This window comes from Pedobacter sp. AC402 (genome assembly GCF_979252805.1).
The window spans coordinates 544,842-559,557 of sequence record NZ_CEEDAI010000011.1 but is presented as its reverse complement, the minus strand read 5'-3'; the positions used below and the strand labels follow the sequence as shown (position 1 = coordinate 559,557).

Here is a 14,716-nt window from a genome sequence, read left to right as displayed (position 1 = left end):
TTCTATAATTTTTGCAACTTAAAAGCCCGGATCACATGCTCTGCGGAATCTTTTAAACTATCATCTTCTTTATCAAAATCTACTATTACAACAGGCTTGTTTGTAGAAACCTTAACAAGATTCTCGTAGAGATTACTAAAAGATATATCAGAAAATAATCCTGCAAAATCTATCCCTAAACCGATGTAACTAAAAGCTTTAACAGAGGCTGATGCTTCACTAAAAACACCTCCCAATAGAGGGCCTGTTGAACCTAAGGTAAAGGCTCTATCTAAATCTTTCTTACCCATGCCCTTTCTATCATTGTAATAATTTCCTCCATCTTCAAAATGTGCTTTATTATAAGATTTAATATTATAAATCAGATTATTAAAGTTTAGCACACCTCTTGGGAACAAACCTTGTACAAAACTTAAGTTGGCAAAAGATTCATGTTTATTGGCAGATTCTCTAGCTTCCAATTTTCCAAAAACTTTACTTATTCTACGGTCTGAGCGTGTTGTTTCACCTGTTTTTATTCTACCCTGTTCACCTCTTGCTGTTACGGTATCAATAAAACTGCATTTATGTGCTTGTATCTTAAGCGTTTTGCCTTCTTCTACAAACTTTATCCAAATACCGTTAAATTGTAATGAAACGGTATTTTCAGCATTACCCGATAATAAAATATTATGCGATTTAATATGCCAAATCTTCATAATTCTATATTTAAAAAAGATATGGAAACAATAATAAATACATAAAATGCGCTCAAGCCTAAAATTATATAAATGGCTGATTTCCTATCACCTTCATTAATAAGTCTATAAATCATAATACCTAAGGTTAATGTAATGGCAAAAAGAATCGAACCTATAATAATACCTTGTCTTTGCTTTAATATTTTAGCTAAAAATGGCAATAGCCAAAAAACAATCAACATTGGTTTCACATATTTATCAGACCGATATTTTTTGTTAGTCAGCATATTATTATTCAGATAACCTACGCGGTAAACAAGACAGCAATTGTCATAATCATTAATTTGCAGGCAATACTGCCGGGTTAAAATTATTTTCAGTGATGTAGTAATAGGTTTTTCCGTTCGATATAAACTGTTGCTCAATCTGAGTAGCGCGTTTAATCTGCTGTACGGATTGATTTAGCAATTTAATGTAGGTTTCAAACTGATCTAAAGGCATTTTAGAGGTGCTTTTTAAATCACTCACCTTGTATTTGGCTAAAAACTCATTATTTAATGGCAAACCTGTAACCAGTTTAATGTAATCGGCCAAAGTCATGGCTTTAATATCACCTGATGATACTTTCATCCCCAATAACTGTTTAGGCATTTTTACATAATTTTTTACCAGCTTACTTCTAAAAGAAGACTGATCTGGCTGAAGGTTTTGACCAAGCATAATCGAAAAAACATCAACTATCTGCTTGTATTCCATATTGTTTAATACGATGGCGTATTGTAAACTGGAGCGGTTATTTTTTACCACATCTGCTGATACATTTGCTGTACTGTAATATTTAAAAGCATTGTGAGGCATCCTGTCGGCAATTTCTACACCTACAGGCAAAGGCAATAAACCTTCTATATCAGCAGATAAATTTTTGCGGGAGATGCCTGTTAAACGGAATGCACTATCCAAAGAGCTGATCTGGTTATAAATATCTGCATTGGTTTCTTTTACAAAACGGCGCAGTGCAATCGTCATACTCTGGTTGGAATTAACCGTACCTTTTGTTGGAAATACAACTCCTCCCTGTATTAAACTATTTTTTGGATAATCTAAATAGTAAGAAATAGAATCTTGCAAACTTGTGTTGTAAGGTTGGAAGCTTTTTAAACCTTCACCTTTAACCATGGTATTTTTTCTGTATTCTGCAGAGCGGATGGCCGACTCAGAGACCAACTTACGTGATTGAATTACGAAATCATTAAACGACTGGTTAAAATCGCTATATACCTGTAATGCCAAAATGCGTGCATCGGCCAATGCAACCTGCTCACTCAGTTCATTAATAAGATAATTATTGGTACCGCCGATGTTTCCTGTACTTCCTACCAAAATAATTAAGTTGGTTTCATTCTTTTTGGCTTTAAACAAATTAATTCCTGCTTTTAATGCACTAAAAACCGGTTCTTCTGAAATTTCTCCATTACACCTAAGTGTATTTTTGGCCTGGTTTGATAAAAAAAGTCATTAATTGCCTGTAATCATCCTGAATAGGGCTCACAAAAATCCCCTGTAAGGCACATCCGCTTTCTCCGCGATAAACTACTCCACCATAATTTACTTTGGTTCCTTTTCCAAAATCGCCCATTATACTTTCAAACGAAGCAATGGTATTAGTCATACCAGAAAGATATTTGGTCATTGGGCTTCCGCCATCCACTACAAAAACAACATTTACCTTTGTTTTATTTTTGCGGAGTTTCAGGTAGTCCTGATAAGAAAGTGCCGAGCCGTTAATGGTTAATATTTTATTGTCTTTTTTGTTATAAACATCAGTTGCAATACCTACAGCATATGCACCGGCATCATCCGAAACAACTGGTACACTTCTTAAAATCAGATTTTCGCTTGGCAATAAAGGATCTACCACGAAAGCTGTTCCCTTATCAATTCCATTTTTATAGCAGTTGAGGTTGAATCGTCATTATCATAATTGCCAGGCTTAACTGAGGTGATGTACAAACGGTCTCCCCAGCTATGTACAGCTTCAGCAGAAACCCATCCATAAATACTTTTTAAGGCTGTATCGGCAACCAATTGGTCGTCCGATCCGATTAGATACTTTTTGCCATCTTCTGATTTTTTGTAGATATAAGCAATTTCATGCAACCTCACTTTGGTTCTTCTATCTTTTAGCTCTGGCGTATTATAAACCAGGATAGAATCAGTTGTATCAAAATAAAATTTTGGCTCGGTTAAGGCATTTTTTCCGTTTATGATCCCAATAGCTTTTTCTGCATAACCTGTTTTTTGGTTAGAGAAAGCGCGTTGCCATAAAAGCAACTTGGCTTTAGAAATCCAACCGTAACTGATGGCACTTTTTTTATCGTTAATTTTCCGGCCTCTAATCATTCCGGCTTTGTATTTAATCAGTTTAAGGTATCCGTTTTCTTCTTTAGAAACATAAAAAGGTTCCATAAAGCTGATTTTCTTCATAATTAAACTTCCACCGGGTGAAGTTGTAGTGTAATTGTCTTCACGATCGGAAAAAACAATCCATGGCAAACTACTGCTGCTGGTGCTTTCGTTTACATTGATGGTTTCGGCAGGCCTTTCGTAAGATTTCAGGCATGTATTTCACTTTTTTGCCAAACGATGCCGGTGATTGTGCAAAGGCAAACGATATTCCTAAAACAGGATGGTTAAGGCATAATATTTTTTCATATTTTTTGTAGATGAGCTTTAAAATTAGGTTAAGATGTTAATCTATTTAGTTTTCGCCGGAGCCTCTGCAGTTGCTGTTGCTGCGGGCTGTGCAGTTCCGGAGTGTTGTTTAATATTTAATAAACTGGCGCAGGTAGAATTTGGCTTAATGGTTAATTGTGCTTCATCTACCGCTATTTCGCCTCCAAAAGTTAAGCCCATACAGTATGAATAAATATCTGTTTGTTTTTTCTTACCGTTCATTTCTACATTTACAGTTACTTTTTCATTGCTGCACATGTATTTGTTTATGAGGTAGTAATAATTGGAATTAAAATCGGCTCCATTTGCAATAGCCTGTAAACGGGCCCTGATATCATCAATCGTTTTGCGCTCGCCATCGCCAGGCGCAACCAGATCATCTACTATTTCGGCATTCGGATCGGTAATTAATATGTTTAGGAAAGCTGGTTTACGGGCTTTATCAGATCGAAGACGTACCACATATTTACCCGGAGCGCGGTAAGTGTATAAAGCAGTTTTTCCTTTAACATCCACACGGCCGGTTTCGCCGAAAGACCATTCAAACTCTTTTCCCTCACCATCGCCTTCCAGCCTGATTTCTTCGTTAACCAAACCCGCAGTTGGCCCGCTTATGGTAAGTACGCTATCCACAGCAATTGCCCTAACCGTATCGCGTACCGTGATTGGAAATTCCTGGCGGAGTTCGCCATCTACAGTTAAGCGCACAATGTAAGTATCGGCCTTTGTGTAATGATAAGATCCTGTTTTGGTGGTGGCTTTTTCGCCATTTCCAAATTCCCATAACCATTTTGAGGCTTTTGGAGTGTTATCGGTAAAAACCAGGTCTTCGTTTAAATAAATTTCATCTTTAATGATTTTCGCATCAATTGCCCTCTTTTCGAACAATGAACTCTTAAATAAGAAAATTAGACCTGTTAAAAGCAATACAGCTAATAGGATGTAGAGAATAACGTAGCCCTGCGAATTTGAATTAACTTGCTTGGTGTTTGTGTCAGACATAGGTAGCGTTGTTTATAGGTTGTTTTGAGAATGTTTATCTTGCTGAAATGGTTTGTTGAAGTTGTCGCCTGTTGGTAATGCAATCGTCAAGCTGTTTTTGATAAAGTTCGATATCCGAAATGTTTTTATTCTGTTCCTGCCTGTCGTAAAATAATCTGTCGTATAAAAGTTGGTTCTGAACAAAAATTTTATAGCGAGAATCAGATGCTTTCCGGTCAAATGCAGATTTGATTGATCCCAATGAGCGTTGAATGTCATCTCTTAAAAATACAGCCCTAACATTTGGATTGTAACGTGTAATCCATTTAAAGGTGGTATCAACAATGGGCATGGTTTCTTTTACAGTATTTTCGAATACTTCATTTTCATTGATCTTTAATTCCAGGTCGGCCTTAGAGATTTCATACTTGGATTTACCGCTGTAAAAAATGCCAAAACTTAAAAGTCCAACTGTAAAAATAAATAGCGCTAAAAAGAACAAGAATTGTTCGCGCCTATCTTTTATGCTTAGTTTTATCATAATAGTGCTATTTACCGGCCGAACCTGCCGTTTCTAATTTTTTTTGCTGCTGATTGATTTGCTTGAATACATTCGTTAACCCTTTCTTTAGCCCGCTGTATTACAGACCTCGAATCGATAAGTGAATCTTGAAGGTTGGCCATTGCACCTACATTGTTGTTCAGTTTTTCGTACAACGTAAAGCTGGGTGTAACTTCTGTTTTTTTAGAAATAAGCTCTTTTATCCTGTTATTTGCGCTTTGAATATCGCTAAGTAAGATGGCCTGTTTACTCATTTCATCAGCATTATAATCGCTGTATTGGGAGAGTTCTTTGAAGCGGAGCAGAATAAGGTCGAAATTTGTATTGATATCTTTTCTCAGGTAAGAAAGTTTTTCAGTCTCTTTTACTTTTTTGTCGAGTAATGTATACTCATAATCGGAAGCTGCATAAAATAGATAAATGCAAAGAATGGAGAAAAGGGTAAGAAACACAAAGTTTAAGATAAACTTGGTGTAAGCACCCCTAATTTCAATGGCGTTAATGGGTTTCATAGAGCATTAATAGTTTCACATTGCAACAGTATAAGAATTAATCCGACATCAAATTCACTTAAAATCACACATCTTTCTCAAATTAACACTGTACCATAACAATTTTTAATATTTGTTGTTTGGTTATAAAAACGATTTTATTTCTTTTACTTTTAACAAACTTTAAGCCAAATCATCTATGTCTGAAAATTTTTACAACAAACCCTTCAGATTTAAGTCCATATTTTCAGGTGCTGGCCTTCAGCCAACTGACCTGGGTAAATCGATTTCGAACCACATAGAATTGATTATTTTCACCCGTTATGGCGAACATAGGTTTCACAATGATTTTGGGTGTGAAATATGGGACTTAGACTTTGAATTAATCGTGAGTGAAAGCATCTGGGAGGAAAAATTCCGTAAATCCTTATTAAAATCAATTACTGATTCTGAGTTCAGAATATACAATACTTCGGTAGAAGTGCGCATTACGGAGGTAGAAAATGTATATCCGTTGCGTAAGATAACAGAGATCAAAAAAAAGGTAGATATTAGTGTTAGGGCACTGATAAAAACCACAGGAGAAAAATATTTTTTTAACACTGCTTTATTCCTCAGCCCCTTATCAACCTAAATTAAAACGCCCCAAATTTTCTACACATGAAGCCAGTTTTTTATTCATCAAAAGATGAAATCCGAAATAGAATTTTAAAAAATGCCGAAGATTTTTGGAATGTTAAAGACAGTAATGATTTTGACCCGCTGGTAAAACTGATTATTGAGGCATTAAGCAACGAATTATTTAATGTATCTAATGATGTTAAAAACCTGGAAAACAGGATTTTTGATAAAATTAGCCGCATTCTGGCACCTGATCATTTAACCTCTTCATTACCCGCCCACGCAATTATGCATGCAAGGCCTATTGAAGATGAAGATTACCTTTCGCCTTATACCCAGTTTGCATTTAAAAAGAACATTCAGCAAGAAAACGATAAGACAAAAAAAACTGATATTTTCTTTAGTCCGTTACATGCTGTAAAAGTTCATAATGCATCTATAAAATACATAGCCACCGGAAATACCCTTTTTAATGTTGAGCAATTAAGCAAACAACCTGGCTTAAATACGCTACCTGGCTCTGCTATTGAAAAAAACACCCTATATATTGGCTTTAGCGGGCTAAAAAACTGGATGGATTTTAATAAACTGAATTTATTTTTTGACTGGAAAAACTATTCGGTACCCGATAATGCTTACGACCTGCTATCATTGGGGAAATGGTTCTACAAAAACAATGAGCTTACGCCCTATACGGAACGTTTTATGGACGAGCCTTTAACGGGTAAGGTTGAGGCGCCTTTTCACCACAAACAATTACTCAATCTGATTAAAGCCGACGTTTTGCAGTACTATAGCAACAGGTTTATCACGCTGGGCGACCTTAACGATTTTAACATCGACGATAGCAAAGAACTTCCTCCGGTTTTTGAAAATATTTTTCAACCTGGAGGATTAAATCAGATCGATGGAAAAGTTAAATGGTTAAAAGTTGTTTTTCCCGCAGCCATCAATCAGGAAATGCTGAACGAACTGCATATTTATATTAATGCATTCCCTGTGGTAAATAAACGGTTGAGCCAGATTAAACACCGGTTTAAAACCATGAATAATATTATTCCGATTAAAACTGAAGCAGCAGACCAGATGCTGGCGGTAGAAAACCTGAAGGATAATAAAGGCAAAAGTTACAATGAAATTCCATACACCAACGAGAATGAAAAGGGGGATGGCTCATTTTCAATCAGGTATGGTGGTACCGAACGTTTTGATACCCGAAACGCGAAAGAACTGGTTGATTACCTTTTTGAACTTTTAAGAGATGAAAAAGCAGCATTTTCTGCATACGGGCCTGATTTTTTAAGCACTATACTTAAAAACCTGGAACAAAATATTGCCCTTATTGAACAAAAAAGCCGCTCGGCATTGAAAGATATTAAAGAATTGCCAAGTTATATTGTATTGAAACCAATTGACGATGCTGATATTTTATTTCTGGATATTTGGGTTACTCAGGCTGAAGAAGCCAACCACATTAATGCAGGAAGCCGTTTGGTTATTTACGAAAACAACAGGGTTAATGCAGAAAGTGTCGTTTTACTGAGCCAAACAAAAGGAGGCCGATCACGACTTAATGCTGCCAACAGGGTTCAGGCTTATAAATATGGCTTAACCACTGCCGACCGGATTATTACCAAAGCAGATGTAATTAATTTTTGCCGTTACGAATTGGGCAACCAACTGAAAAGCGTTACGTTAGCCAAAGGTTTAATTATGGATAATAAGCCAAACGCAGGTTTTATTAAAACTACGGATATTATTATCGAACCGGCAGATCACCTTAAATTGAACGCACAGGATTGGGAAGAACTTTTAAGCCTTACTTTAGCAAAATTAAATTTACGCAGTACCATGAATATACATTACCGAATGTTATTAAAACCTTCGATTTATAGAATGGCATAATGCTAAATATAAACGGTATAGCCAAGGTAGGCACTTTCACCATCGGCACTTAATACCGTTTCCTGAAAATCGACAGCGGTGAGCATTTCTACATTTACTTCCGCATCAACAGGTATGAGGTAACTGATGGCCATATCTAAAATGGCCCTGTTCTTTTGCCCTGGGATAAAATTAACCAGTTGTTGGGGCGAAGTTGGCCCAATATTGATGTTAAATGATTCATGCTCGTGTATAAAGCTATCTCCAATAATTGTATCAATGCCCAGGGCACTTCCACCCAGCTCCATCTGCATGTTATCGGCTATTTTGATCGGCGTTATATTGGCTGTAGCATCTACAATGGCAATAGGCAAATTAAATAATGCGGTAAGCACTTTTGATGCAAATTCAATATCGTTTCTTTTTTGCTGTATTTCTGGCAGTAAATGCATCCAAATGATACTTTGCTCTTTATTTAACAGGTTAAATTCGTCCCATCCAAGTTCAAAAATCTGGCTTAAATCTGCATAAGTAGTTTTTTTATCGAGCTTATTTTCATAGAGCTCGGTCATGATCCTTACATGGTTGATTTCTGCATCAAATGGGGTAAAAAATAACCTGGTCTGCTTTTCTTCCTCTCTCCTGTCTCTGATATCTTTAATCATCGATTCCTCATCCATGCCCGCGCTGCCTGTAGGCGGACGATGGAAAAGTCCTTCGGGCAGCATATCGTATAAACCTTCCCTATTGATGTTTACACGGATACGATCATGCCTTCTTTTTTCAGAATAATAAGTGTTTGTATCTTCAATATCTTTTGCAAAAGCGCGCTTATCGGGCCCTATCGGAATGATTTCTATCCGATCTGCCTCAATTATATTTCGCTCTATCAAATCAGCAGCATAAGCCACAGCTTTGTAATCTGTAAAGAGTTCGTTATTAATCAAAGTTTCTTTTTTCATTTAAACTTTAAGCTTGCATTTTTGTTATAGATTAAATTTTTATTATCGAAAAAATAAAGGATCAAAATCAAATACTAAAGATACTATATTTGTAGTACATCACATCTAAAAAAATTAATGGACGTTAAATCATTTTTTATTCGCTTTCTCTTATTCCCGCTGATCTTTATTATCTCAACGGCAGTACTTTCTATCATCAACAAAAAGAACCAGTTTCTTAACAACAAAAGACTTATCGTAAGTGTTCTTCTTATCGGCATTATTTTAGCATTACCCGGATTTTTAGGTTTTTTAAACTTCAATTTTATGCCCTGGGGGTATATTATCTGCTGTATTTTTTACATTTTAATGGGTACGGTATTCGTTTATTTATTAACTAAATATTATCCTAAGGATTTGCTGGAGCGTAAGGTATTTATCTTTTTCGCCACTTTAATTTCTGCCCTTTTATCTGTTTATTTATTTCAGCTTGCCTTTAACTGGTTAAGTTCGGTTAATTTTGGATGGTTTGGCGCAGGCAGCATCACCTGCTTCTTTGTGCCACTTATTTTTTGGTGGGCCTATGTTTCACTGCTCGGTATTCCGTCAGAAATTTACAAAATCTGGAAATATCCAGACACTCCTCTTGACATCAACATGGACCATGTGGATTTTAACAGGCTTTTGGTATTGGAGCTGGAACTTTACAAAAAAAGTAGCGATCCGGAGCCTTTGAAAGTGAAGGTAAAAGCGGTAGAAAACATGAATTTCGGAATCTGGTTTCACAAATTTATTGATGATTATAATCTGAAGTTTGCTAAAAGTCCGGTTGAGTTTAAAGGCGATGACTATGAGAATTACAAATGGATCTTTTTTATCAAAACATCCTTTTTTAAACGGAACATTTTTATAGATCCAGATCTTGATATTATCGAAAACGGCATTACAGAAAAAATGACGATTTATGCCAAACGTGTATCGGAAAATGCAAATAAGCCACACGAAGTGGGAGAAAGTGCTATCTTTATCTAATCTATAAAAAACATTTACCATGATAAAGCCGCTAAAATATAAATCCATTAACTGGATTAATGGCATGAAGCTTTCTAGTGATCATTTTACTTTAAGCGATCTCTATTTACAAGATTTTGTACGCGATGCCGTATCGCTGAACTTAAACAGCAGTAACTACGGTTTTTTACCTCCCTTTGCCGGCTATAAGAGTTCGCACGATATAGAAATTTTAGAAAAAGCAACCAATCATATCGAAGTTAGGGTGAGGTACTGTAATGCGATTACGCCTGAAGGCTGCCACATTGATATTGTACAATCTGACAATATGGATACTTTGGTTCATAACCACTATTTTGGACAATCTGAACCCCGAAATTATGTTATTTTACTAGTAGTTAATCCGTTCAACCGTACGCCATCTGGTACACCTAATCCGGAAGAAAGCCCGATCCGATATCCCGAACTGGCAAAAAGTTATTCAATTGCTGTTCTGCCAGAAACAGAGGTAAGCTCGCAAACGGCTGATAGTTATTTTTTAACCATTGGCCAGGTTTATTACGAAAATGGCAGATTATCGATCAATAACAATTATATACCACCAAGTTCGACCATTACAAGCCACCCCGCACTGATTAGATATTATGAATCTTTCAGCGTGTTATTAAATGATTTGCAATTGGCTGCTTTTAAAATTATTGATAAAACAAGCGGGCGCGATAACATTACCCCATTAGGCAAAAATATCAGGCTCATTTCTGAAAAGATTGTAGATTACATTGCAGGTTTGTTTTACGAATATAGAAATATTGCCCATCGGGAATCGCCAGTGGTTTTAGTAGGTTATTTCTCAAGTTTAGCACATATTTTTTTCACAGCAATAAAACTGATCGATCCGCGCGAAAGAGAGGAATTACTTAAATATTTTTATGAGTGGAAAGATGTAACCCCTGGTAATTTTGAAGAACTGCTGGCTAAAACCATTGAGTTGGTATACGATCATAAACAGATTAACAACAGCATGCTTATGGCCAGCGAGTTTATGAATGTATTGGTTGCACTTTGGAATAAATTAAGCGGACTGGAATACATTGGCCAGCGCAAAGAAAATATTGTGGTTGCAGAACAACAGGTTGTGCAACAGGTGCAGGCCAGAAAAACCTGGACATTACTAGATTAAAACATTTCTCGGAACAATAAAAATGAAGCTGTACCCATAAATCCGGGTACAGCTTTTTTATTTACCATAATGGTTGGCTCTTAGAAATTAACAAGGGCCGAACCATCATAATTAGCAGGCTTTGCAATGCCTAAAAATTTAAGTATTGTTGGTGGCACGTTATACAAATAAGGGGCGCCATGATAATCGGTAGTTTTACGTTTAAATATTGGTGTAGTAAGCGCAGTCCAGCTAACCGTAGCACTATTTTTTGTTAACATAGCAATTTGAGGCGTTACCAGGCTTCCATTATAAGTGGTTCCGGTACCTTCATTGCCTTTAGTGTATAAAACAAGATCGGAATTTTGCGGATGTGCAGATGTTAAAGCCGTAAAACTATAAGTACCAATACTTGTTGCAGGCAAAGCCGATTTAAATAACCTGATTTCGGAAATATTACCAGTAAAATATGGATTATAGTTGCCAGTACCATCTTGACCGATTTTAAATGCGGTGCCACTTTGCAGGTCGCCCACGGCAGAAATATTACCCTCTGCAACTTGTATTCCACCATCGTAAAGCGTAGCTTTTTGGGTAGTACGGTTTACCACTACTGAAACATGATGCCATAACTGATCGGTTAAATCAACGCCATCAATATCCAATCTATGGGTTCCATCGCCAAAGTTGGCCCTGATTACGCCATTTCTGTTGGAAATGATAATTCCTTTGTTAGAGCCACTTGCCCAATTTTTATTTCCGATAATTACCGGATCGCTTGAGGCTGAAGTTGCCCTTGCCCTGAACTCGATGGTAAAACTCCCTGTTGCACTTAGGTTAAGACTACTTAGTGTTGGCAGCTGACCATAAACATTGGTTTTAAAATCGACAGTGGTAATGCTGTTCGGAGTAGATTCTGTTGCAGTGGTAGGTAAAGCATTAACCAATTGTGGTGCAATAGCGCTGTTATTTAAAATGATAAATGCATTTTGTTCCAGGTAACTTGCACCGCCATGGCTGGCATCGCCTCCATGATCGGTTGCCACAACAATTAACCAATCTTCGTTATTGTAACTTGGCCTGGCTTTTAAGGCAGTTAATATTCTACCAACACGCGCATCAACGGCCTTTACAGAATCCATATACATTTGAGTTGTTGTTCTGTAATTACTGGCATGCCCGGCATGATCTACATCATCAAAATGGCAAAAAGCAACATCGGTATTGCTCGTGGTAATTTCCTGGATAATTCTGGTTTCGGTAGCGTTATCACTTGCACTGTTTTGTTTAACCGTTACATCTTGCGTAGCTACAATAAAATCGTTAATTGATGACCAGCTCACAATTGATGCTGTACGTAAGGCTGGCAAGTTGGTTTTAATCTGCCTGAAAAATGAGGGATAGTTTACAAAATCTGATCCTGAAAAGCTATTATCAGATGCTTTGTGTTTGGCTACACCTACTCCTGTAAATAAAGCAGACCATCCGTTTGATGACCAGGTGGGTACCTGTGCCAATGCATTTGTACTGGTGTAGGATTGATCCATCAACGTTTTGAGGTTAGGCGCATTTGTTGCCGTAATGGCTTTCCATACACAGCCATCAATACCAATAAATAACACCTTTTTAGGTTTGGCTGCCAAAGCACTTTTTGCCAGGGATTGCTCATCAGAAATTAGATTTTCTTCTGAAGTAACTGTACCCGCCTTTTTACACGAACTAATAAATAAGATGGACAGAAAAAATAGGAATGATAAAAATTTTAATGTTTTCATAGTTGAATAGAGTTTTGGATATTGTTTACATAAAAATTATTTTGTTTAGCTAAACTAAACAAAAAATTTTTAGAAAATACCTCATTCTAATTCAATACATTAATGATAACAATTAGTTAACCTTCCATTAAAACGGTATTAGGATCGGATTATGTGATGGATATTCAGTTTTTTAATTTATGGGCACGATTGAGTTTGCGCTAAATAATTTTCAATCTTTCTTCTTCGAGGTCGATTTGATACAATTGATGTCGGATGATTTCTTCGTCAACCGCTGGATCTTTGTTGAGTTCGGTTAGGTAGTTGCGTTGACTTTCCAATAGTTCGATAAAAATGGTTTTTGTACTTTCATTCATCCAGCCATCGTCGGTAGCGTTGGCTTTTTCTTCCCAGTGTTTGAGTAATGTTTCCATGGTTGCATTTCCATTCATTTCGTTTTCGTACTTGTTTTTAAGAAATTGATAGGAATGTTGCTTTAAGCCCTGCTTCATGTTTCTTTTAACCATTTCATCGGTTTCCTGCCTGATGATAAAGCCAAAGGCACCTGTGCGCCTGATAATGAAAGGAAGTGTAAGTCCTTGTATCAGGAGTGTTAATAAAATCACAATAAAGGTGATGAACAAAATGAGGTTCCTTTGTGGAAAAGCTGTTCCATTATCGAATGATAAGGGTATGGCCAATGCGGCAGCCAATGAAACTACGCCACGCATACCTGTCCAACCGAGCTAATAAGGGCATAAACAATAATGCCCTTTTGGAACGTGCGGCAGGCATTACGCCTGGGCGGAAAATAAGGGTGGCCATCATTGCTGCGTAAGAGCTAATGATACGGGCAACGATTAATACACCTGTAACCAATAAGCCATAACCTATAGCGGTGCTTAGGGGTATTCCCTGTGCACGTAAACCATCTCTAATTTCAGGGAGCTCTAATCCGATAATCAGAAATACTACGCCATTTAAAATGAATATAAAACTTTCCCACACGCTAAATCCTCTGATGCGACTGGTACTGTTTAGGAAAACTAATCGCCTTGCCGACATAAACAACCCTCCACTTACCACTGCGAGCACCCCCGAACTGTGTAGCTGTTCGGCTATCCAGTACATGAAATAAGGTTCAATGAGTGTTAGTGCCGTATCTGATGGTGCATCAGTGGGTAAATATTTATGTACCTGAACAAATATCCAACCCAACAACAAACCAATTCCTGCGCCACCTAAAACCATCCACAAAAAACTGGTAGCTGCTTCCTGCCAAATAAACTGACCTGTACCTACCGCAACCAATGCAAAACGGAAGATTATTAACGAAGAAGCATCGTTTAAAAGGCTCTCACCTTCCAAAATTGCAGCAGTAGATTTTGGAATTTTTACAAATTTTGTAATTGCGGCGGTGCTTACGGCATCAGGAGGGGAAACAATTCCTCCCAATAAAAACCCTAAAGCAATGGTGAATCCGGGTATGAAGTGATTGGTAACCAACGCAACTGATAAAGCGGTAAAAAAAACCACAAGAAAAGCAAAACTTCCAATAATCCGCCACCATTTTTTCATCTCTTTAAAAGAGATAGACCACGCCGCCTCATACAGCAAGGGTGGAAGAAAAATAAAAAAGATCAGGTTTGGATCAATTTTCACTTTTGGTAGTCCGGGTATAAAACTAATTACCAATCCTCCAATTACCAATAAAATCGGGTAAGCAATTTTAAGCTTGGTGGCCCACATGTTCAATAATACAATTATTGCGATGATGGCAAGCAGAAAAGGTAAAATGGTATGCATGATAGATGTTTCTTAGATGATGAGTAAGTAATAGTGAATCAGTACGTCAATTTATAAAAAATACGATACAATTTCATTGCGAGAAGCTGGTTT

General features: G+C 37.0%; 16 protein-coding genes. 4 read left to right on the top strand and 12 right to left on the bottom strand.

What is annotated here, in order from left to right; translation table 11 throughout:
- Positions 1-2: 2 nt before the first annotated feature.
- The 8 genes from AC0IWE_RS21350 to AC0IWE_RS21315 all read right to left on the bottom strand — a co-directional run bounded on the left by AC0IWE_RS21350 (position 3) and on the right by AC0IWE_RS21315 (position 5,468).
- Positions 3-698 (bottom strand): hypothetical protein, encoded by a 696-nt coding sequence (locus AC0IWE_RS21350; protein ID WP_471794644.1) that lies wholly within the window; start codon positions 696-698, stop codon positions 3-5.
- A complete protein-coding gene (locus AC0IWE_RS21345) occupies positions 695-967 on the bottom strand; it encodes a hypothetical protein (RefSeq protein ID WP_055912053.1) in 273 nt (90 codons plus the stop codon). Before AC0IWE_RS21345 ends, AC0IWE_RS21350 begins: the two co-directional genes overlap by 4 nt.
- Before the next feature lie 52 nt (positions 968-1,019).
- Positions 1,020-2,144 carry a hypothetical protein gene (locus tag AC0IWE_RS21340; RefSeq protein ID WP_471794806.1) on the bottom strand — a complete coding sequence of 375 codons (1,125 nt, stop codon included), beginning with the start codon at positions 2,142-2,144 and terminating at the stop codon, positions 1,020-1,022.
- 13 nt (positions 2,145-2,157) lie between these two features.
- Positions 2,158-2,598 carry a hypothetical protein gene (locus AC0IWE_RS21335; RefSeq protein ID WP_471794643.1) on the bottom strand — a complete coding sequence of 147 codons (441 nt, stop codon included), beginning with the start codon at positions 2,596-2,598 and terminating at the stop codon, positions 2,158-2,160.
- A complete protein-coding gene (tssR, locus tag AC0IWE_RS21330; protein WP_471794642.1) occupies positions 2,592-3,233 on the bottom strand; it encodes a type VI secretion system protein TssR domain-containing protein in 642 nt (213 codons plus the stop codon). The genes AC0IWE_RS21335 and tssR overlap by 7 nt, the downstream gene beginning before the upstream one ends.
- Positions 3,234-3,434: 201 nt before the next feature.
- Positions 3,435-4,415, bottom strand: a complete 981-nt coding sequence (locus AC0IWE_RS21325; RefSeq protein ID WP_471794641.1) for a PKD domain-containing protein — start codon at positions 4,413-4,415, stop codon at positions 3,435-3,437.
- Between the two features lie 34 nt (positions 4,416-4,449).
- The gene (gene tssO / locus AC0IWE_RS21320) at positions 4,450-4,935 is read right to left on the bottom strand and encodes a type VI secretion system TssO (RefSeq protein ID WP_055912047.1); all 486 of its coding nucleotides are present in this window, start codon (positions 4,933-4,935) and stop codon (positions 4,450-4,452) included.
- An 11-nt stretch (positions 4,936-4,946) separates the two neighbouring features.
- Positions 4,947-5,468 carry a hypothetical protein gene (locus tag AC0IWE_RS21315; protein ID WP_471794640.1) on the bottom strand — a complete coding sequence of 174 codons (522 nt, stop codon included), beginning with the start codon at positions 5,466-5,468 and terminating at the stop codon, positions 4,947-4,949.
- A gap of 178 nt (positions 5,469-5,646) precedes the next feature.
- Between AC0IWE_RS21315 and AC0IWE_RS21310 the strand changes: the two genes are divergently transcribed.
- Complete coding sequence (locus AC0IWE_RS21310; protein WP_471794639.1) at positions 5,647-6,081, top strand: GPW/gp25 family protein; 435 nt, start codon at positions 5,647-5,649, stop codon at positions 6,079-6,081.
- Positions 6,082-6,107: 26 nt separating this feature from the next.
- Positions 6,108-7,973 (top strand): type VI secretion system baseplate subunit TssF, encoded by a 1,866-nt coding sequence (locus AC0IWE_RS21305; RefSeq protein WP_471794638.1) that lies wholly within the window; start codon positions 6,108-6,110, stop codon positions 7,971-7,973.
- 2 nt (positions 7,974-7,975) lie between these two features.
- Here AC0IWE_RS21305 and AC0IWE_RS21300 read toward each other — a convergent pair whose 3' ends face one another.
- Positions 7,976-8,914, bottom strand: a complete 939-nt coding sequence (locus tag AC0IWE_RS21300) for a type VI secretion system baseplate subunit TssG (RefSeq protein WP_471794637.1) — start codon at positions 8,912-8,914, stop codon at positions 7,976-7,978.
- Between the two features lie 117 nt (positions 8,915-9,031).
- On the opposite strand from AC0IWE_RS21300, the gene AC0IWE_RS21295 reads away from it, so the two are divergent.
- Positions 9,032-9,925 carry a TssN family type VI secretion system protein gene (locus AC0IWE_RS21295; protein ID WP_055912038.1) on the top strand — a complete coding sequence of 298 codons (894 nt, stop codon included), beginning with the start codon at positions 9,032-9,034 and terminating at the stop codon, positions 9,923-9,925.
- A gap of 19 nt (positions 9,926-9,944) precedes the next feature.
- Positions 9,945-11,084 (top strand): hypothetical protein, encoded by a 1,140-nt coding sequence (locus tag AC0IWE_RS21290; RefSeq protein ID WP_055912036.1) that lies wholly within the window; start codon positions 9,945-9,947, stop codon positions 11,082-11,084.
- An 80-nt stretch (positions 11,085-11,164) separates the two neighbouring features.
- Here AC0IWE_RS21290 and AC0IWE_RS21285 read toward each other — a convergent pair whose 3' ends face one another.
- The 3 genes from AC0IWE_RS21285 to AC0IWE_RS21275 form a co-directional block, all read right to left on the bottom strand.
- Positions 11,165-12,838, bottom strand: a complete 1,674-nt coding sequence (locus AC0IWE_RS21285; protein WP_471794636.1) for an alkaline phosphatase family protein — start codon at positions 12,836-12,838, stop codon at positions 11,165-11,167.
- Between the two features lie 200 nt (positions 12,839-13,038).
- A complete protein-coding gene (locus AC0IWE_RS21280; RefSeq protein ID WP_471794635.1) occupies positions 13,039-13,548 on the bottom strand; it encodes a hypothetical protein in 510 nt (169 codons plus the stop codon).
- Positions 13,493-14,623: a cation:proton antiporter gene (locus tag AC0IWE_RS21275; protein WP_471794634.1), complete on the bottom strand. Its 1,131-nt coding sequence runs from the start codon at positions 14,621-14,623 to the stop codon at positions 13,493-13,495. The genes AC0IWE_RS21280 and AC0IWE_RS21275 overlap by 56 nt, the downstream gene beginning before the upstream one ends.
- Positions 14,624-14,716: the final 93 nt, after the last annotated feature.